This is a genomic window from Akkermansia muciniphila (assembly GCF_030848305.1).
GTDB lineage: Bacteria > Verrucomicrobiota > Verrucomicrobiia > Verrucomicrobiales > Akkermansiaceae > Akkermansia > Akkermansia muciniphila_A.
Genome location: NZ_CP114598.1, coordinates 790,321 through 808,756, shown reverse-complemented (window position 1 = coordinate 808,756; position 18,436 = coordinate 790,321). Strand labels below are relative to the sequence as shown.

General features: G+C 59.2%; 15 protein-coding genes. All 15 read right to left on the bottom strand.

Translation table 11 applies throughout. The features are described 5' to 3' along the window. Window positions 1-29: 29 nt before the first annotated feature. Window positions 30-1,610 carry a S1C family serine protease gene (locus O4G22_RS03575; RefSeq protein ID WP_031930419.1) on the bottom strand — a complete coding sequence of 527 codons (1,581 nt, stop codon included), beginning with the start codon at window positions 1,608-1,610 and terminating at the stop codon, window positions 30-32. Between the two features lie 5 nt (window positions 1,611-1,615). After that, window positions 1,616-3,190, bottom strand: a complete 1,575-nt coding sequence (locus tag O4G22_RS03570; RefSeq protein WP_306702186.1) for a S1C family serine protease — start codon at window positions 3,188-3,190, stop codon at window positions 1,616-1,618. Window positions 3,191-3,231: 41 nt separating this feature from the next. Beyond that, on the bottom strand, window positions 3,232-4,353 hold the full coding sequence (locus O4G22_RS03565; protein ID WP_297672625.1) for a hypothetical protein: 1,122 nt from the start codon (window positions 4,351-4,353) through the stop codon (window positions 3,232-3,234). 43 nt (window positions 4,354-4,396) lie between these two features. Next, on the bottom strand, window positions 4,397-5,005 hold the full coding sequence (gene leuD / locus O4G22_RS03560) for a 3-isopropylmalate dehydratase small subunit (protein WP_306702185.1): 609 nt from the start codon (window positions 5,003-5,005) through the stop codon (window positions 4,397-4,399). 18 nt (window positions 5,006-5,023) lie between these two features. Then, the gene (leuC, locus tag O4G22_RS03555) at window positions 5,024-6,436 is read right to left on the bottom strand and encodes a 3-isopropylmalate dehydratase large subunit (RefSeq protein WP_297404694.1); all 1,413 of its coding nucleotides are present in this window, start codon (window positions 6,434-6,436) and stop codon (window positions 5,024-5,026) included. A gap of 202 nt (window positions 6,437-6,638) precedes the next feature. Next, complete coding sequence (gene lipB / locus O4G22_RS03550) at window positions 6,639-7,277, bottom strand: lipoyl(octanoyl) transferase LipB (protein ID WP_306702184.1); 639 nt, start codon at window positions 7,275-7,277, stop codon at window positions 6,639-6,641. Between the two features lie 35 nt (window positions 7,278-7,312). Next, window positions 7,313-8,332, bottom strand: coding sequence for an N-acetylmuramoyl-L-alanine amidase family protein (locus tag O4G22_RS03545; protein WP_179218453.1), 1,020 nt, complete (start codon window positions 8,330-8,332; stop codon window positions 7,313-7,315). A gap of 160 nt (window positions 8,333-8,492) precedes the next feature. Next, complete coding sequence (recA, locus tag O4G22_RS03540) at window positions 8,493-9,533, bottom strand: recombinase RecA (protein WP_094136792.1); 1,041 nt, start codon at window positions 9,531-9,533, stop codon at window positions 8,493-8,495. A gap of 225 nt (window positions 9,534-9,758) precedes the next feature. Continuing rightward, complete coding sequence (locus tag O4G22_RS03535) at window positions 9,759-10,709, bottom strand: cell division protein FtsQ/DivIB (protein ID WP_306702183.1); 951 nt, start codon at window positions 10,707-10,709, stop codon at window positions 9,759-9,761. Between the two features lie 44 nt (window positions 10,710-10,753). Next, on the bottom strand, window positions 10,754-11,689 hold the full coding sequence (locus O4G22_RS03530; protein ID WP_094136794.1) for a D-alanine--D-alanine ligase: 936 nt from the start codon (window positions 11,687-11,689) through the stop codon (window positions 10,754-10,756). A gap of 22 nt (window positions 11,690-11,711) precedes the next feature. Next, the gene (gene murC / locus O4G22_RS03525) at window positions 11,712-14,009 is read right to left on the bottom strand and encodes a UDP-N-acetylmuramate--L-alanine ligase (RefSeq protein WP_306702182.1); all 2,298 of its coding nucleotides are present in this window, start codon (window positions 14,007-14,009) and stop codon (window positions 11,712-11,714) included. After that, window positions 14,002-15,126, bottom strand: coding sequence for an undecaprenyldiphospho-muramoylpentapeptide beta-N-acetylglucosaminyltransferase (gene murG / locus O4G22_RS03520; RefSeq protein WP_306713933.1), 1,125 nt, complete (start codon window positions 15,124-15,126; stop codon window positions 14,002-14,004). The genes murC and murG overlap by 8 nt, the downstream gene beginning before the upstream one ends. Continuing rightward, window positions 15,123-16,265 carry an FtsW/RodA/SpoVE family cell cycle protein gene (locus O4G22_RS03515; RefSeq protein WP_094136796.1) on the bottom strand — a complete coding sequence of 381 codons (1,143 nt, stop codon included), beginning with the start codon at window positions 16,263-16,265 and terminating at the stop codon, window positions 15,123-15,125. Before O4G22_RS03515 ends, murG begins: the two co-directional genes overlap by 4 nt. A 24-nt stretch (window positions 16,266-16,289) precedes the next feature. After that, window positions 16,290-17,090 (bottom strand): LysM peptidoglycan-binding domain-containing protein, encoded by an 801-nt coding sequence (locus O4G22_RS03510; RefSeq protein ID WP_306702180.1) that lies wholly within the window; start codon window positions 17,088-17,090, stop codon window positions 16,290-16,292. Between the two features lie 23 nt (window positions 17,091-17,113). Then, window positions 17,114-18,424: a UDP-N-acetylmuramoyl-L-alanine--D-glutamate ligase gene (murD, locus tag O4G22_RS03505; RefSeq protein WP_306702179.1), complete on the bottom strand. Its 1,311-nt coding sequence runs from the start codon at window positions 18,422-18,424 to the stop codon at window positions 17,114-17,116. Window positions 18,425-18,436 lie beyond the last annotated feature (12 nt).

The window sequence follows — 18,436 nt, the reverse complement described above, 5'->3', positions numbered from 1 at the left end:
GGCTGCAAGTGAACATGGCTCGCGGATTCCTAGTCCCTGCGGAGCACGGGAACGGCCCTCATCTGGATGAATCGGTCCGCTTTGGCAGCTTCCTTCTGGGACATGTACATGGTGTACGGCTGCTGGGTCACTTCGATGCGGTGCGTGCCGCCGGGAGCGGGAAGGTCCAGAAGCTGGTTGAGGTGCTTGAAGCTTTTCACCTGCACGCCGTTGACTTTTTCCACAATGGAAGGGCTCATCTGGGCGTATCCCAGTGTAGCCTGCGTGGGCAGGGCCATCAGGAAGACCACGATTTCATCCACGCCTTTTTTCCGTATGTCCTCTTTCTTTTGAGTGGCTTCCACCAGGTTGAGGGGGGGATGGTTCTTGCTGAGCTTGTTGATTTCTCCCATCAGGGCTCCCGTCAGCGGGACAAATACCAGACCTCCGTAAATGCGGTAGGGCGGATTGGAGATGAAGGGGGCCGGATTGACCAAGTCCCCTTCAAGGGCGCTCCTGTCCAGTTTGACGTCCAGCGTCATGGGCTGGCTGGAGCCGTCCTTTCCCTTGCGGCGGATGCCCAGCGTAATGGTATCCCCCGGCTTGGCGGAGTCTCGGAACAGAAAGTTGGCGGAAACGGGGCCCAGGGCGGGATCCTTAATTAAACCTTTGCTGTCCAGAGGGATGCCGTTGACGCTTTCCACCACGTCTCCGGGACGTACTCCGGCTTTGTAGAAGGAGCCGTAAACAGGCAGTTTCACCACGTAAAAGCCGCCGCCAGTTTCAGGCAGGCCCAGGAATTTGCGGAAGACGGGGTCGGTCAGTTCCGTGACCTGGGTGCCGTCCGCCGGGAAACCGGTGTAATTGCCGGCCCGGGCTTGTTCCAGGAACCGGGAAATCATGGTATGGGTTACGGCCAGCACTTTCTGTGCGGAGGGATCGCAGCTGGCGCTGAGGCCCACAAGTTCATTGCCCCTCATGACGGGGTTGCCTGCGCCGCCTTTCAGGGGAGTGACGGAGGATTTGACGTTATACAGGACGAACGGTTCCCCGTTCGTGAACGGGCAGGCGCTTTCCGTCGCCAGAAGGGTTCCGGAGGTAGTGATGGGAAGGCCGTCGCCATTGAATTGCCAGAAGGTTACCTTGTCGCCCAGGCGGGGAGCCTTCCCCAATGCAACGGGAACTAGTTTGTCCAGAAAAGCGGCATCTTTTCCGTTTTTCAGGCGCAGAAGGGCAAGATTGGCTTCCGGGTCAAAGGCGGTTACGGTCACGGGAACCGTCTGGGAGCCGTCCGCGGAGGTCACTTCCACGAAGCTGGCGGAATAAACGATGTTGGCTGCCGTCAGGATATTGCCGTCTCCCAGATAAATGCCGAAGCCCTGGCTGTACGCCGGGTTTTCCTTGCTCCACGGCTGAATCATGGCATAGCCCTGATTGGTGGCGTTAATGCCGACCATGGAGCCGGTGGGGGAGGGAAGCGGGGCCGGCGCGGGCGTTTCCTCCACCTGTTCCGCAGGCGTTTCCGTCTGTTGTTCAGGCTGGGGTTCGGGAGCGGTTCGTCCGGCTTCGCGCGGCTGGCAGCCGCCGAGCAACATCAGGGAACCAAGGAAAAAAGTGGAAAGAATTTTCATGGCGGTTAACGGGCGGGAGTAGTGTTGCGGCCAGGCTGGCGGCCGGGAATGGCGCTGTCCAGGCGGGCGTTTTTCGGGATATTGTAGGTTTTGGAGATGCGCTTGTTGGCCGTCTCCATGGCCTTGCCTTCAAAGACGAGGGGGCGCTCTCCGTTTTTCAGTTCGATGACGACGTATTCCGGCATGTTCTCCGGGTAAAGGAGTTCGTAGGCGTGGGTAAGGCCTTTAACCTTTACGCCGTTGATTTTTTCCACAATGGAATTGGAAATGGAGCCGGACAGACGCGCGTTTACCTCATCATCCAGCACTTTGGTGATGATGACCATGTCTTCATGGTCCACGCAGCCGCCGTCTTCCTGGTAATTCCGGATGTCCAGTGCAACGTCCAGCATGGAGATGTCCGCCGCCGCGAGCACGTTGCGCTGGATGGGCTGGAACACCAGGCCTCCAAAGACGACGTAGCGGGGCATTTTATCGTATTCCGCCATCAGAAGGTCTCTGGAGGGGGATGGCTTCATCACCATTTCCACCTTCATGGGCTTGCCGTCGCGAATGATATCCAGCGGGAGCCGGTCGTCTTTAAAACAGCGCTCAATGAGTTCTTTCATGCTGATTTTCTGGCCGTCCAGTTCAATCATGGCGGAACTGTCCACATCATAGCCGTCCACTTTCATCAGCAGGTCCCCGTTGCGGAGCACGCCGTCGGCGGAGGACCCCTTGAGCACCTTGCCGATCAGGACGCCTTTTTCATCGTCCGGCAGGCCGAACGCCTTGCGCATGGCCGGGTTCAGGATGGGCGCAGCCTGAATGCCCATGTCCACGTAACCGTCATAAACACCGTCCTTGATGTCTTCCAGAAAGTGGCGGATGACGGGGGTTGGAATCACGTACCCCGTGTTGTTGGCGTTGTTCAGGCCCTGGAATGCCACGCCGATGACTTTGTTCCCCATCAGGACGGGGCCGCCGCTGTTGCCCGGATTGATGGCGGCGTCCACCTGGATGGTCAGGTGTTCCGCGTTGCGGGGGTGGGCGTACGCGGTGAAATCAATGCGGGAGACCACGCCGCGCGTGACGGAAAGCCTGTTGCCGCCGATAGGGTAGCCGATCACCCTTACCTCGTCTTCCAGATGAGGCAGGCTTTTACTGAATTCAAAGGGTTTGATGCCTTTGAAGGAGTGAGGGGGGGCCGCTTCCAGCAGGGCCAGGTCCGCGTCATGAGCGATGAATTTGACCCTGGCGGGGATTTTGCGGGAATCTCCGTACATGGAGATGTAAATGCGTTCCGCGTTGCTGACGACGTGGGCATTTGTCATGAAGGCGTTTTCCCCGATCAGGAAACCGGTGCCAAAACTGCTCTGGTACCGGCCGGCGTTCCATGGGGTGGCATAATCGGGCGTCAGAGAATCCACTTCAATTTTCACGACGCCCTTGTACTGGTCATTGATGGAAACGACGGGGCCGGACATGACTTTGTCCACCCCGAAGTCCGAAATGGAGACAGCCGGCTCATCCGCGTGGGAAAGAGCGGCGGCGGCTAGGACTGCGCACAGCCCTTGAAAACAGGTATGGGAATGTATCATACGCAAAGATGAAGATTGTGTTGCCAGAGAAGGTGTTGTTGTTACAGGTTGCTTTTGCGGCTTTGGGTTGCCAGGCTTTCCTGGAAGGAATTGACTTCCTCCAGCAGGGATGAAAAACGTTCCGCCACTTCGCCGTCCACCTGGCAGCCGCAGTTGTCCAGCGCAGCTACCGTCTGGCGCGTTTGTTCCACGCACAGGGCCATGCGGGCGGCCATGGTGCAGTAGTCCGCAACGTCCTCCTTCTCCTGGAGGAGGCAGGAAAGAATGCGAGGGGTGATGTAGCGGATGCAGTAAAAAATCTGGTTCAGGGGTTCCGGCGGCCCTGTCCTGTTTCTCTGGGCTTTGTTGATTTCCCGGCTGAACCGGTGCTGGCACAGGTCCGTCAGCTCCATCACCTGCTGGAAAAGGGGGTGGAACATGCAGGACTGCACTTCCTGGGCCTCCTGTTCGTTGAGAATGTCAAACAGGCTGAGCATGCCGGTGCTTTTGCAGGAGCAGGGCGTCCCCGTTTCTTCCGACTGGGCGATGTTGTCCAGCACTTCGTCCCAGCCCATGACAAAAGCCACACGGATGTCGCCGCTGGGGTTCAGCCTGTATTTCTGGAATACCTCCTGGTAGGCGATGGCGATGGCTTCCGCTTCCCGCAGGCGTTTGTCCCAGTGGTGGTCGGGCAGGTTGCCGTCCTCCTGGTGGTTGGAATAGGCCCTGGACCATTCCTTTACCTGAGTCCGCAGCATCTGCTGGTTCGCCATGATCTGGGCCTGTTCTTCGCAGGAATCCATTATCCATTCGGGAAGGGAGACTTTGATGGAGAAGGCCGTACTTTCCAGCAGCACCATATCGTGGTGGCTGGTGAACCATTCCAGATACAGGGCGTTTTCCATGGTTTTCCTGCCTTTGACAGGCATGCGCCGGCTGGCCGTCATATCTCCCACCACCCCCTGGATATGTTCCGGGATCTGGGTAAGTTCCGCAGGAAGCATTTGGGGAGAGGGATTCCTGAAGTCAATCACGCAACCGGCCAGATCCTGGAGGCAGTCCCCCTGCAGGGTGATGTTTACCGGATGAGGCATCCCCATGAGCTGCAGCGTAAGATGGACGGTTCCGCGTTCGCGGTTGTCCAGCGTGCCGTAGTGGACGTAGTCTGTAATTCTGAAAATCATATGGGGAAGGGGGTAGAAGGGGAGGAAAAAGGTGAATGCCGAATCAGCAGGAGGCTGAGACCCGGGGCAGTTCTTCGTTTTTCTTTTCTACGGCGTCCATGTTGACAAGCAGTTCCGCAATGGAATCCCATCGGCCCCGGGTCAGGGCTTCGCGGGCTTCCGCCGGCATCCGGATGGGGAAGGAGCCTTCCTTCCAGGAAACTGTCATGTTCAGGAGGTCAATCGTCACTTCCGTTTCCGGGTGATCGGAAATGTGCCGTGCCAGAGCGGCAATATCGGCGGCAGACGCGCACACGCAGGGCAAACCGATGCCGGTGCTGTTGCCGAAGAAGATTTCCGCGAAAGACTCCGCGATGACGGCTTTGATGCCGGAACGCTTGATAGTCTGCGGGGCGTGTTCGCGGGAAGAACCGCAGCCGAAGTTGGAGCCGCCCAGAATGATGGAAGCCCCTTTGAAGCGGGGATCGTCCACCGGGTGGGATTTGGATTGCCCGTTTTCGTCGAAGCGTTCGTCCCAGAACATGACTCCCGCCAGTTCGTCAAACGTGATGCATTTGAGGAAGCGGGCAGGGATGATGCGGTCCGTGTCCATGTCCGGTCCCGGGACGGGAACGCAGGTGCCGGTGATGGAGGTGAATTGGGTCAGAGACATAAGGAGAAAATTGGAAAGTTAATTCAGGGAGAATACTTCGCGGGCATCAGAGACTTTCCCGGTCAGAGCGGCGGCGGCCACCATGGCCGGGCTCATCAGCAGGGTGCGTCCGGTGGGGCTTCCCTGCCGTCCCTTGAAGTTCCGGTTGGAGGAGCTGGCGCAAAGCTGGTCTCCCTGGAGTTTGTCCGGATTCATGGCCAGGCACATGGAACAGCCCGCCAGGCGCCATTCAAATCCGGCTTCACGGAAAATGTCCGCGATGCCTTCTTCCTCGCATTGCCGGGCAGTCATCTGGGAACCGGGAACGGCCAGAGCCCTGATGCCGGGGGCCACATGGCGACCCTTGATGAGGGCGGCCACTTCCCGGAAGTCTGAAATGCGGCCATTGGTGCAGGAACCTACGAAGCACACTTGAACCGGCAGCCCTTTAAGAGGCATGCCCGCGGGGAATTTCATGTATTCCAGCGCTTCGTTGATCATCTTCCGTTCATCGTCGTTCGCGGCGTCGGAAGGGTTGGGCGTGCTGCCGCTGATGCCCGTATTCTGGTCCGGAGAAATGCCCCATGTCAACGTAGGCTCAATGGAGGCCCCGTCAATTTCCACGATTTCATCGTATTCCGCATCCGCGTCGGAGGCGAAGCCCAGCCAGCGTTCCACGGCTTTGTCCCAGTCCGCGCCGGTGGGGGCGAACAGGCGTCCTTTGATGTATTCCACCGTGGTTTGGTCGGGGTTCACGTAGCCGCAGCGCGCCGCGCCTTCAATGGACATGTTGCAAAGGGTCATGCGTTCGTCCATGCTCATGGCGTCAATGACGTCGCCGCCGTATTCATAGGCGAAGCCCAGGCCGCCCTTGGCTCCCAGAAGGCCGATGATGTGCAGGGCCACATCCTTGGCGCGCACGCCGGGGGCCAGTTTCCCGTTCACATTGATGCGGCGCACCTTGAGCGGACTGAGGGCCAGGGTCTGCGTGGCCAGCACATCGCGCACCTGCGTGGTGCCGATGCCCATGGCAATGGAGCCAAAGGCCCCGTGCGTGGCCGTATGGGAGTCTCCGCATACGATAGTCATGCCCGGCTGGGTGATGCCGAGTTCCGGCCCCACCATATGCACGATGCCCTGGAGTCCGGTGGGAATGTCGAAAAAGCGGATGCCGTTTTCAGCGCAGTTCCGGCGCAGTTCCCTGATCATGGCGTCCGCCGTGGCGTCCGCGAACGGTTCCGCCTGGTTGTCCGTGGGAATGATGTGGTCCACGGTGGCAAAGGTACGTTCCGGGTGACGCACGGTCAGGCCCAGGTCCCGGACCATTCCGAAAGCCTGCGGAGAAGTGACTTCATGCAGCAGGTGCGTGGCGATGAATATTTGCGTTCTCCCATCCGGCAGGATGCCGACGGTATGAGCGTCCCAGATTTTTTGGAAAAGCGTTTTCCCCATAGCTGACATAAGCATCCGTCCGTTCGGGAACCGCGTCAAGATGCAAGGACGTATTGCTGACACGGTCTGTGTCTTACAGAAGGCGTTTTTTTGAACATTTCCTCTGCATTCATGGTCTGATTGGGCCTCTTTCCAGCCTTTGGCGCCTTTCCGCCTTTAAGGAAAGGATGGTTTTCGTGCCCTCTGCACGTTCCGGATTCTTTTAATGCCGGTGAAATTTTTCTTCCCACAGTGCTGCAAAAACGTCTCCGAAACATTTCAACAGGTTTCCTTCCGGCGGGGGGGAGGACATTTCATCCTCCAGGCAGGTCATTTGCACGCCCTGGATGCCGCAGGGGGTAATAGCAAGGAAGGGAGGCAGGGATTCCCGGGTTACATTGAGGGCGAAGCCGTGCATGGCAATCCATTTTTTCACCCCGACGCCGATGGAGGCTATTTTGCGGTTTTCCACCCAGACGCCTACCAGCCCTTCCCGGATGCGGGCCTGCACGCCGAACCGGGCACAGGTTTCAATCAGAGTATGTTCCAGGGTGGTGACGTAGCGGTGCAGATCCCTGCCGTAGCGGTTCAGGTCCGTAATGGGGTATCCGACCAGCTGGCCGGGGCCGTGGTAGGTGGCCTGGCCGCCGCGGTTGATTTCATGAACGGGAAAGGGAAGCACGGAACCGGGGTGCAGGCTGGCATGATTCCGCGTGCGTCCGATGGTATAAACCCCGGCATGTTCCAGCAGCAACAGGTCGTTTTCCCTGTCCGGATCTTCCTGATGAGCCTGAACCAGTTGTTCCTGGAGCCGCAGGGTTTCCTGGTAATCTGCCAGGCCGGGAATGCGGATGATGTTCATGCTGCTGAAGGGAGGCCCCGGGACAGTTAGGGAACTCAGCGCGTTCTGCGCACTTGCTGGCCAAGGGCGGTGCGGTATTGATGCACGGCGGCGGCCAGGGAAGAGGCCATGAAATTCTGATAGCGCTCCGTGGCGATAAGCAGGGCCTCCTGCGGGTTGGACATGAAACCGCCTTCCACCAGAATGGCGGGATGCTTGATGGTGCAGAGCACGGAATAGCGCGCGCGCTTGATGCCGCGGTCCACCATGGAAATGCCCTCCTTGATGGCAAGCGGCCCTTTCAGCATGTGCCCCTGAACGGCTGTAGCCAGGGCGATGTTCATGCTGTCCTGGGCGTTGCCCTGCAGAGCGTCGTGGCGGATATTGCGGGACATGGAGGAGGAAGTGCCCGCGGGCGCCAGCGTGAAGGTTTCCACCCCGCGGGCAGAGGAGCCCCCGTCATTGAAGTGGATGCTGATGAAGATGGCGTTGTTGTGCCTGTTGGCAATGCGGACGCGGTCCTGGAGGGCAATGAAGTTGTCCGTGTCACGGGTCATCACCACCTGGTAGCCCATGGCTTTGAGGCGATCGCGCAGTTTTTTGCCCACGGAGAGGTTGATATCCGCTTCCCTGTTGATGCGGTTGCGCGTGCCGCTGTCATGTCCGCCGTGGCCGGGATCAATGACTACTGTGTTGAAACTGCGGCGGTTGGCGATGTAAGTGGGACGCAGAACCGGATCAATGATTTTGTGCAGGTCCATATTGGAAACCATCAACCCCTTGGAGGGATGGTCAGCCACAGGATAGGACAGCACGAACTTCATGTTGTTCATGAACATATCCTGGCTGCGCGCCTGGATACGGATTTGAACCTTTTCCGGCACCTCGTAAACTTTCTGACGCCCTTCCGTGCGTTCCCTGGTCAGTTTGTAATGGGTGCGCACCTCGGACATCGGAATATACTGCACTCCATTAATGATTTCCGGATTCCATCCGAAGGCCGTGGACAACGTCAGCAGAAACATGCCCACAACGCCGAGCACGGCTGCAAATGATGTGCGAGAGGTCGGATACATAGGAAGATATCACATCCAGACTAACGGATTTTTCATGACGCACAAGGGAAAAGTTCCCATGAAAGATTCTTTTGCGCTTCTGTTTCCGGAAAGAAAAAAAGCGGCTCCCGGGAGGGGGAGCCGCCCTGGAATGGCGGTGAGGGGGCGGGAACAGGCGGGATTATTTGGCGGTCTTCTCGTCCATTTTGGCCTTGACCTGTTCTTCAATTTCCGCGTACAGCTCCTGGTTGGATTTGAGGGCTTCCTTGGCGGCGTCGCGGCCCTGGGCGATCTGGCTGCCGTTATAGCTGATCCAAGAACCGCGCTTCTGGATGATGTCATATTCCATCGCCAGGTCCAGCAGGCTGCCCACGGAGGAGATGCCTTCATTGTACATGATGTCGAATTCGCATTCCGTGAAGGGAGGGGCTACCTTGTTCTTAACTACCTTGATTTTGGTGCGGTTTCCGGCCACAACGCCGTCGCTGCCCTTGATCTGGCCGGTGCGGCGGATGTCCACGCGTACGGAGGCGTAGAATTTCAGGGCGCGGCCGCCGGGGGTGGTTTCCGGACTGCCGAACATAACGCCGATTTTTTCACGGATCTGGTTGGTGAAGATGCAGACGGTGCGGGCCTTGGAGATGAAGCTGGTGAGCTTGCGGAGGGCGGCGGACATCAAACGGGCCTGGGCTCCTACCGTGGAATCCCCGATTTCTCCTTCCAGCTCCTGCTTGGTGACCAGTGCGGCCACGGAGTCCACCACGATGACGTCAATGGCGTTGGAGCGGACAAGAGCCTCGCAGATTTGCAGGGCTTCTTCGCCGGAGCTTGGCTGGGAAACCAGCAGGTCGTCCAGGTTCACTCCCAGGCGGGCGGCATACTGGGGATCCAGCGCGTGTTCCACGTCAATGAACGCAGCCAGGCCTCCGGATTTCTGGGCCTGAGCGATAGCCGTCAGGGTCAGTGTGGTTTTACCGGAGGATTCCGGGCCGTAGATTTCCACAATCCGGCCGCGGGCAAAGCCGCCCACACCCAGGGCGCGGTCAATCAGGAGGTTGCCCGTGGGAATGACGTCCACTTCCATTTTGGCGTTGTCTCCAAGGCGCATAATGGCGTTTTCGCCGAAGTCTTTCTGGATTTGGGAGAGGGCCAGGTCAAGGTTGCGCTTGCGGGCTGCCGCCAGTTTTTCCGCTTCGGGGGATAAAGGTGTTTCGTTGCTCATATATTGTGGCACAGTATAGCCGGCACAGCTTTATTGGCAAGTGTTCTGTAGGTCTTCACAGACGCATTCCCCATTGAGAAAGAACAGAATTCTGACATGGGGAGAATCTTGTGAAAACCGGGTGTCCCGTTCGGCTGGAAATTAGGGAAAACCGGGGAACGGGAGAGGAAAAGAAGTCTGGAACCGGGGAAGAACCCGTCTTTTCCGGAGAGCGTCCGGGCAGCATTATTCTGCAATGGGCTCCGCGAGGGGAATATCTTCGTAGGAATCGTCAAAGATGACGGGAATGTTGTGCTCCGGAATCAGGTTGATGGAACTGATTTTACGGTGCGTCTGGCGTGCGTGCCGGAGGGCGCGGGACAATTTTTCCACCTGGTGTTCCAAGCCGTAGTGGCTGAAAGTAGCCTGGCAGTCATTAGTAAAACGCACACAGAAAGACCAGTCGTTGGGTGTCGTGATGGAGACGATGCTGGGGAGGTATTCCGTTACTGTGCCGGAAAGCAGCTCAATCAGTTTCATGGGCGCTTCCAGTTCCCGGATGCTGACGCCATAGCTGAGTTTGCCGGAACTGGGCGGCCTGAGCGTCACGGAAGGCATGCGCTTTTCCCGGATATAAGGCATGTGGACTTGCTCCATGCAGGGGAAGATAACGCCCTCCTTGTCTGCCAAAGCGCCGTATTTGGCGTCTCCCGGGTGAATTCCGAGTTCCGGGCAGTCAATCCAGGCTACGGGGATGCGCGCGTCAATGTCCACCAGCAGCGTGGGGTTGGAGGATATCTGGCGCTTGACGGAAGCCCGGCGGATGGCGGGACATTTTTCCAGGCGCTGTTCCAGCTCTTCGGCGTCTATGGAAAAAATATTGTCCTGCGGACCTATGCCCATGACGGAAAAGGCCTCTTCAGAGTTGAAAATGCCGTTGCTTTTCAGGGTGACGGTGTCGATGGAAAGCCAGTCGTATTTGAGGATATAATCTTTCCAGAGAAAAACGATCGCCCCGATCAGGCCGAAAATAAGCGCATAAACGGTGACAGTGTGGTACAGCTTGCGCCGGAAGAGCCAAAAACGGTAGTTTTTGCCCTTGCGTTCGATGGTCTCTCTTCTGGCCTCCCGTTCCAGAAGAAGCATTTCCGGCCTTTTGGCGGAACGGGGGACTGGCGTTGTGGCTTTGTGCGACATCGGGGGGTGCGGGGGCGACTCCCCGCCCTCTGTCAGATATTACGTTATTTACGGGGGGTGGCTAGCGATAATTCCGCTATTTTTTCGCAAAGGTTTTCGTAGGGCCATCCGGAGGCCGCCGCAGCCTTGGGAAGCAGGCTGGAAGGGGTCATGCCGGGAATGGTGTTGATTTCCAGCACGAAGGGGGCGCCGTCTTCTTCGCGCAGCAGGACGTCCACGCGGCCGTACACTTCCACGCCGGCGGCCTTGTAGGCTTTCAGGGCCGCTTCCTGCACCTTGGCGGCGGTTTCTTCCGGGAGATCCGCCGGGCAGATATAATCCGTGCCGCCGCCCATATTCATCCACGGGTATTTGTTGCTCAGGTCGTAGAAGCCGGAGCGGGGGCAGATATGAATGACGGGAAGGGCTTTCCCGTCCAGGATGCCGACCGTCAGTTCCTTGCCTTGAATGAACTCTTCCACCAATACGGTGGTGCCGTGGGTTACGGCTTCCTCCATGGCGGGGAGCACATCCTCCTGCCTGCGGACGATGTGGACGCCCACGCTGGAGCCCTCGCAGGGAGGCTTAATGACGAAGGGCAGGGGAAGGGACGGCATCACAATGCCGTTGGAACAGTCCAGAATCTCCGCTTGCGGTGTAGGAACCCCCGCATCCAGAAATACTTTCTTGGATGCGGATTTGTCAAAGCACAGGGCGCTGGCACGGGAGCCGGCCCCTGTGTACGGAATGCCGCGTTCTTCCAGAATAGCCTGAAGGGTTCCGTCCTCGCCGAACGTGCCGTGGATAATGTTGTAGGCCAGCTCCGTGCCTTCCGGCAGCCGGAAATCCGGGCCGTGCACGTCCACCTTCGTTACATCGGTGAATCCGGCCCGGCACAGGGCGTCGTAAACGGAGTTGCCGGAAACGAGGGATACTTCCCGTTCTGCCCCCGGGCCGCCGAGCAGGAGGGCGATTTTGAGGTCGCGCTTGAGAGTGTTCATATGGGAATAAATAGTGAGTGGGTTAAAACTGGGGGTCCCGGTCTCCGATGACCTGGGCTTCCGATTTCAGGTCGATGCCGCGGTTTTCCATAGCCTCCTTGCGGATCATGTCGATCAGGATGGTGATGTCCCTCGCTCTGGCATGACCCCGGTTGATGATAAAATTGGCGTGCACGTCTGATACGCAGGCGTCTCCCACGCAGGCGCTTTTCAGCCCCAGTTCATCAATGAGCCTGCCTGCCGGGATTTCCGGCGGGTTCTTGAAGATGCAGCCGGCGCTGGCCCCGACGGGCTGGGAAAGCTTCCGCTTGGCCCGCGCCGCCTCCAGAAGCCGTTCCATTTCTTCCGCAGGGGCGGGCCGCGCCTCAAACACGGCCTGAAGCACAAAGTTGTGGACCAGGTCCGGAATGGAACGGTACTGGGCGTTCAATTCTTCCCTTGTATGGCTGCGGATTTCCCCGTCTTCATCCAGACAGGTGACGGAGACGAGGTTGTTGACCATGTCCGTGCCCATGGCTCCGGCGTTCATGCGGAGGCTTCCCCCCACGTTGCCGGGGATGCCGTCCATCCATTCCAGGCCGCCAAGGCCGTTCTGGACAGCGGCGGAAACCAGTTTTTTCAGCCGCACGCCCGCTCCGGCGGTGAGGCGGTTCCCCTGGATTTCCAGCACATCGAATTCTCCCCCGGAGGGGTGGATGACGGCGCCGCGCAGGCCTCCGTCCCTGACAATGATGTTGGAGCCGCGGCCAATGACGTGGACGGGGATATTCCTGTCCCGGCAATAATTGACGGCAGCCTGCATTCCGGAGAAGGTGGAAGGTTCCAGCCAGTATTGGGCGCAGCCGCCTACCCCCATGGTCGTATGGCGTGACATGGGTTCGTACAGCTTGCCTTCCAGAGAGCCGCCCGCAGTGCGTTCCAGGTCTTCCAGCAGGGCCAGGTCGCGCGCGATGCGCATGCCGCATTCATGAACGTTCCCGGCTCCCAGCGTCAGGAACAGGTCTCCCGGTTTCAGTTCGTTGCCAATGGCATGGTGGGCTGTGCCCAGGTCGGGAAGGTAACGGGTTTCCACAGGGCCGTGCCTGTGCATGGCGTTAATGATCGTCTGCCCGCTTACCCCTTCAATGGGCAGTTCGCTGGCGGGATACACATCCGCCACAAAAACGAGGTCCGCTTCCTGAAGCACCTTGCCGAAGTCATCCGCTAGGAGCTGCGTGCGCGTGTAGCGGTGCGGCTGGAAGTAAACTACCAGACGGTTCGGCTGGAGGGAACGGGCAGTTTGGAGCGTGGCGGCTATCTCCGTGGGGTGGTGGCCGTAGTCGTCCACAATCCGGATGGAGGAGGAAAGATATTTGGTTTCAAAGCGCCGTTTGGCTCCCGCGAAGGAGGCCAGGCCCCGCGTCACCGCCGGGAAATCCACGCCCAGTTCCGTTGCCAGCGCAATCGCGGCCAGGGAATTCAGGACATTGTGGCGTCCGGGGATGCCCAGTTCCACGCGGCCCAGTTCCTCTTTCCCCTTCAATACGGTGAACAGGGTGCGGCCGCGGCGTTCCTGCACGTCCGTAGCGGTATAGTCCGCATCGGACCAGCCGTAGGAAATGGAATTGGGGTATTTGGCGCAGACATCCGCAGCGCCGGGATGCGCGCGGCAATAGATAATCTTGCCGCGCGTCTGCGAACAAAGCTGGTCGAACACGGCCTTGATTTCATCCAGATCCCTGTAGTGGTCCAGGTGTTCCGGTTCAATGTTGAGGACAATGCTGTGCTCCGGAATGTAATTGACCAGCGTGCCGTCGCTTTCGTCCCCTTCCGCCACCAGGTATTCGCTGTCTTCATTCCAGTGGGCGTTGGTTCCCAGCACGGGAATTTCCGCCCCCACATAGTGGCACGGACGCATGCGGCCTTCCCTCATCAGGTGCGCGCAGAGGGCTGAAGTGGTGGTTTTTCCATGCGTGCCGGAGACCACGACTCCTTTCTTCCCGTTCAGAATGGCCGCCAGGCATTCCGCGCGGCGCATGCAGGGAATATTCAGCTTGCGCGCTGCCGCCAGGGCCGGATTGTCCGCCCGGATGGCGCTGGAATAAATGACAATTTCCGCATCGGAAACGGCGTCTGCGGAATGCGGGCAGGAAAAAGACAGTCCCAGGCTTTGGAGCCGTTCGGTCTCCGCGCTGGTCACCCGGTCGCAGCCGCTCACCCGGTGCCCCATTTCCATCAGCATGAGCGCCAGGCCGGACATGCCTGACCCGGCTACTCCAATGAGATGGAGGCGTGCCGGGTGTTCCCTGTCTGTCAGTCGTTTGCGTAAGGTCTCAATCATGGGGGGCTGCATGGGACGTATGTTCAATGACGTTGGCGATGCGGGATACTGCATCAGGCATGTCCAGACGTAAAGCACATTCATTCATGGAGGCCAGCAGGGAAGAATCCTTGAGTACTTCATTCAGAAAGGCCGTAATATCGTCCGGCGTGAGGGTGTTTTCACGCATCATGCGCGCCGCTCCGTGGGCCGCGAAAACGCGTGCATTGTGCGCCTGGTGATCGTCTGCGGCGAAGGGGTAGGGAACCAGCAGGGCGGCCTTCCCCATGTGGGCCAGTTCCGTCAGGCTGGATGCCCCGGAACGGGAAATGACCACATCCGCTGCGGCGTACGCGGCAGCCATGGCGGAACAGAATTCAATGACGTGCACGTGGGGCATGTCCGCCGTCAGCTGGCTGACGCGCGCAAAGTCCGCGGAGCCGGTGATGATGAGGAAGTCGCACAGGTCTGCGCATTGACGGGCGGCTTCAATGACCAGGGAGTTCAGATTCCTGGCCCCCTGGGAACCGCCCATCACCAGGGCCACGCGGCGGTCCCGGGGCAGATTGAGTTCCGCCCTGGATTCGTTTTTGTCTTTCCGGGCCACCATTTCCTGGCGTACCGGGGTGCCGGTGACAATGCATTTGGCGGGATTGAAGTAGTGCCCGGCTTCTTCAATGCCCAGCAGCACGTTCGTGCAGAATTTGGCGGTCATGCGGTTGGCCTTTCCGGGCAGCGCGTTGGAATCGTGCACGTAGGTGCGGATTCTCTTGCGGTGGGCGGCGTAAACGGGAGGGAATGAAGTGAACCCCCCCATGCCGATGACGACGTCCGCTTCCACCTCATCCAGAAGACTGCGGCTGAAACGGACGGCCTGATACAGCCTGACGCCGAAGCCCAGCAGGGCCAGGGATGGGATTTTGGGCATCGCGATGGCCTCAATGGTGCGGAAATCGAGATCCCCGTAATTTTTGCTGGCCTGGGCGTCCACTTTCTTCTGGGAGATGAGGAGCGTGACGCGATGACCGCGCTTTTTAAGTTCCTGGGCTACGGCTATGCCGGGAAAAAGGTGCCCTCCCGTGCCGCCGCAGGCGATCACGATGTTCAGGGGGGGATGTTTGAGAGAGGGTTCAGTCATAATCTTACGTCAATGGAGCGTTCGTCTTTGCGGGTGATTTCACAATTGGGCTGGGCTCCGGTGGAAAATCTCTGGATGCTGGTAAGCATGCCCAGGGCAGCCAGCGTAAAAACCAGGTTGGTGCCCCCGAAGCTGATGAAGGGCAGCGGCAGGCCGGAGTTGGGCACGGCGTTGGTTACCACGGCGATGTTCAGGATGGCGGGACAGAAAATGGTGGCGACGATCCCCACGGCCAGAAACCGTCCATAGGCGTCCCGGCACTGCATGGCTACGCCGATGCCGGCATACGTCATCAGGAAATAGCAAAGCAGGACGAACATGGTCCCGTAAAAGCCGAATTCCTCTCCCAGCGGCGCGAAAATGAAGTCCGTATGGGCAAAGGGAAGCGTGCCGTGCTTTTCCGCGCTGTTTCCCAGGCCCACCCCGTCCAGCCCTCCACGGGACAGGGCGATGGAAGCCCGGTATTGCTGGAGGCCGGCGCCCAGGCGGTGGGCGTCCAGGTCTTTCCAGGCCAGGAAACGTTCCAGGCGGTTGGCGTTGCTCTGCACCAGAACGTACAGGGCCGTTCCGGCCAGGGCGAAAGCTCCGCCCAGGTAAATTTTGCGCGTCCCGGCCACAAACATGACGCAGAACGCGGCCAGGGCCAGGGCTACGGAGGTCCCCATATCCTTTTCAAAGAGAATCAGGGCAAGAGGAAGGCCGAAGATAAGGCCGGGCATCACAAACCCCCACCAGAAAGAGGTGGTGCGGTCCCGGTACAGGGCCAGCCAGTTGGCCAGGGCCATCATCATGCAGAGTTTGGCGCATTCGCTGGGCTGGAACTGCATGCCGATGGTGATCCAGCGGCGTTCCCCGTTGATTTCCTTCCCGATGCCGGGCACATAGCACAGAACCAGCAGAAAGCAGGCCCCTCCAAGAATCCACCAGATATATTTCCTCCATATCCGGTAATCTATACGGGAAAGAATCATGGCCCCCACCAGACCGGCGCAGGCAAAGGCGGTCTGCTTGAACAGGGGTTCGTACGGGTGCTTGGTTTCTTCCGCCCACGCCGCCGTGCTGGATACCATCACCAGGCCTACGACCAGAAGGCAGATGACGAAGAACCAGACCAGAATCATGCAGACTTTGGAAGACATGGCGGCGGAAGGGCAGGAAGAGGCCTACTTTTTGGGGATCATGATTTTTTGCCCAATCTTGAGACGCGCTACGTCCCGGTCATTCATCTTGTTGAATTTCTGGAGGGCGCGCCAGTTCATTTTATATTTGCGGGCGATTACGGAGAGGGTTTCCCCTTTCTTCACGATGTGGGGCACGCCTTCCGGCTCCATTTCCTCCGCGGCGGGCTTTTCCGGTTCAAGTTTGTCTCCGGGCCGTGCCGGGATGACGAGCGTGCTTCCGCTGACAAGGCGCTGCACTTTGGGATTGACGGCTTTCAGGTCATTGACGGCCACCTGGTTGTCACGCGCGACGCGTTCCCAGGTATCTCCCGTGCGCACGATGTGGCGCGCAGGACCTGCCACCGGAGTCGCATCCGGAATGTGTTCCTCCGCCACGGGGGCCGGCTGCCTGTTGGGGCGCGCGTCCACTACCTGTTCCGGCTGCGTGATGGTGACCGGGGCCGCGGGTTGGGCCTGGGGAACCTGGGGCAGGGCCGCCGGGGGCGCTGCGGGAGCGGGGCGCTGCGGGACGGTGGGCGGCGCGGGCAGGGCGGCCGCCATTTCTACGGTTTCCGTCGTGTTTCTGAACCAGGTGCTGCGGACGTAAACGCCGCCGATGACGAGAAGGTGAAGAAGAAGAAGGACGACGAGCCAGCGCACGACGGTGCTGCTGGGCGCATCGTCTTCAAATTCGGAGACGCGAGCGCGGTATTTGCTGAGTTTGGCCCGGAGTACGGTGCCCATTTTGCGTTTCGGACGGGTGCGTCCGGTCGGATTATGATCAGGTGTCTTGGTCGTTTTCATGATGGTCGTTTTCTGGTGAATTGTCAGGAAAGGGGGGAGAGGGCGTTCACCGCGTCCCGGAAGGCCTGGCCGCGCTGGACATACCCGGTGAACATGTCAAAGGAAGAAGTGCCGGGGGAGAAGAGGACGGTGTCTCCCGGCCGGGCGAGAGAGCGGGCCTTTACCACGCAGGCTTCTACATCTGCGGCTTTTTCCGTGGGGACTGCGGGGGAAAAAGCATGCTGGAGCTGGTCCGCAATCTGGCCGAATACCACGCAGGCGCGCACTTTTTCTTTCAGCATGGGCTGCAGGGGCACGTAATCCAGCCCCTTGTCCTTGCCTCCGGCAATCAGGATGACGGGGGAATGCTGTGATTTCAGAGCCGCTTCCAGCGCATGCAGATTCGTGGCTTTGGAATCGTTCAGCCACAGCACGCCGTCCAGTGTGCGGACGGTTTCGCAGCGGTGGCCGGGGGGCGTGAACTCCTTCAATACTTCTGCGGCTGTTTCTGCGGGAATGCCCAGGTGGCGGCATGCCAGGACGGCGGCCATGGCGTTTTCCGCGTTATGGCGCTGGTTCAGGGCGGTCCCTTCCAGGTTCAGCAGGGGAGTGTCGCCCTCCATGATCAACGGTTCGCGGTAATAAAGGTCAGCCGCCGGATCTTCCGGACTAAAGGTGAGCACGGAGGCTTTCAGCTGTGGAAGCCGTTCTCCGGAGCGAACGACGGCCAGGTCTTGTCCCGTCTGGTTGTCAAAGATATGGAGTTTGGCGCGGTGGTAATCCTCCACGGATTTGTAGCGGTCCATATGGTCCGGCGCAAAATTGAGCCATACGGCCACGTCCGGATGAAAGTCGCGGATGGTTTCCAGCTGGAAGGAGCTGACCTCCAGCGCCAGTACGTCCGGCACGGAATCCCGGAGCAGGATTTCCGCCATCGGCACACCGTAATTGCCGCAGGCAACGGCGGTCTTTCCGGCGCGCAGCAAAATCTTTTCCACCAGGGATGTGGTGGTGGTTTTGCCGTTGGTTCCAGTGATGGCGATGATGCGGCCATGGTAAAAGCGGCATGCCAGCTCCATTTCACCGATGGTTTCCACGCCTTCCCGGCTAAAGGATTTGACAAAGGGGCTGTCCGTCTCAATGCCGGGGGAGATGACTACAAGGTCCGCGTGGAAGGCGCGCCCGTCTTCTTTCGTGGCGGCGGTATGCAGGGGAATGTCTTCCGGCCATCCGCCAATGGAGGCGGAAGCGTCAAACACGCATACCCGTGCGCCATGCTTCATGGCGAGGCGCGCCGCGGCGCGTCCGCTTCTTCCCGCTCCCAGAACGGCGATGTTGAGGTTATTGAGCTGCATGTTCGTGGTTTG

Coding starts and splice junctions, on each gene's coding strand:
- O4G22_RS03575 (WP_031930419.1), bottom strand. CDS start 1,610: ATGAAAATTCTTTCCACTTTTTTCCTTGGTTCCCTGATGTTGCTCGGC.
- O4G22_RS03570 (WP_306702186.1), bottom strand. CDS start 3,190: ATGATACATTCCCATACCTGTTTTCAAGGGCTGTGCGCAGTCCTAGCC.
- O4G22_RS03565 (WP_297672625.1), bottom strand. CDS start 4,353: ATGATTTTCAGAATTACAGACTACGTCCACTACGGCACGCTGGACAAC.
- leuD (WP_306702185.1), bottom strand. CDS start 5,005: ATGTCTCTGACCCAATTCACCTCCATCACCGGCACCTGCGTTCCCGTC.
- leuC (WP_297404694.1), bottom strand. CDS start 6,436: ATGGGGAAAACGCTTTTCCAAAAAATCTGGGACGCTCATACCGTCGGC.
- lipB (WP_306702184.1), bottom strand. CDS start 7,277: ATGAACATCATCCGCATTCCCGGCCTGGCAGATTACCAGGAAACCCTG.
- O4G22_RS03545 (WP_179218453.1), bottom strand. CDS start 8,332: ATGTATCCGACCTCTCGCACATCATTTGCAGCCGTGCTCGGCGTTGTG.
- recA (WP_094136792.1), bottom strand. CDS start 9,533: ATGAGCAACGAAACACCTTTATCCCCCGAAGCGGAAAAACTGGCGGCA.
- O4G22_RS03535 (WP_306702183.1), bottom strand. CDS start 10,709: ATGTCGCACAAAGCCACAACGCCAGTCCCCCGTTCCGCCAAAAGGCCG.
- O4G22_RS03530 (WP_094136794.1), bottom strand. CDS start 11,689: ATGAACACTCTCAAGCGCGACCTCAAAATCGCCCTCCTGCTCGGCGGC.
- murC (WP_306702182.1), bottom strand. CDS start 14,009: ATGATTGAGACCTTACGCAAACGACTGACAGACAGGGAACACCCGGCA.
- murG (WP_306713933.1), bottom strand. CDS start 15,126: ATGACTGAACCCTCTCTCAAACATCCCCCCCTGAACATCGTGATCGCC.
- O4G22_RS03515 (WP_094136796.1), bottom strand. CDS start 16,265: ATGTCTTCCAAAGTCTGCATGATTCTGGTCTGGTTCTTCGTCATCTGC.
- O4G22_RS03510 (WP_306702180.1), bottom strand. CDS start 17,090: ATGAAAACGACCAAGACACCTGATCATAATCCGACCGGACGCACCCGT.
- murD (WP_306702179.1), bottom strand. CDS start 18,424: ATGCAGCTCAATAACCTCAACATCGCCGTTCTGGGAGCGGGAAGAAGC.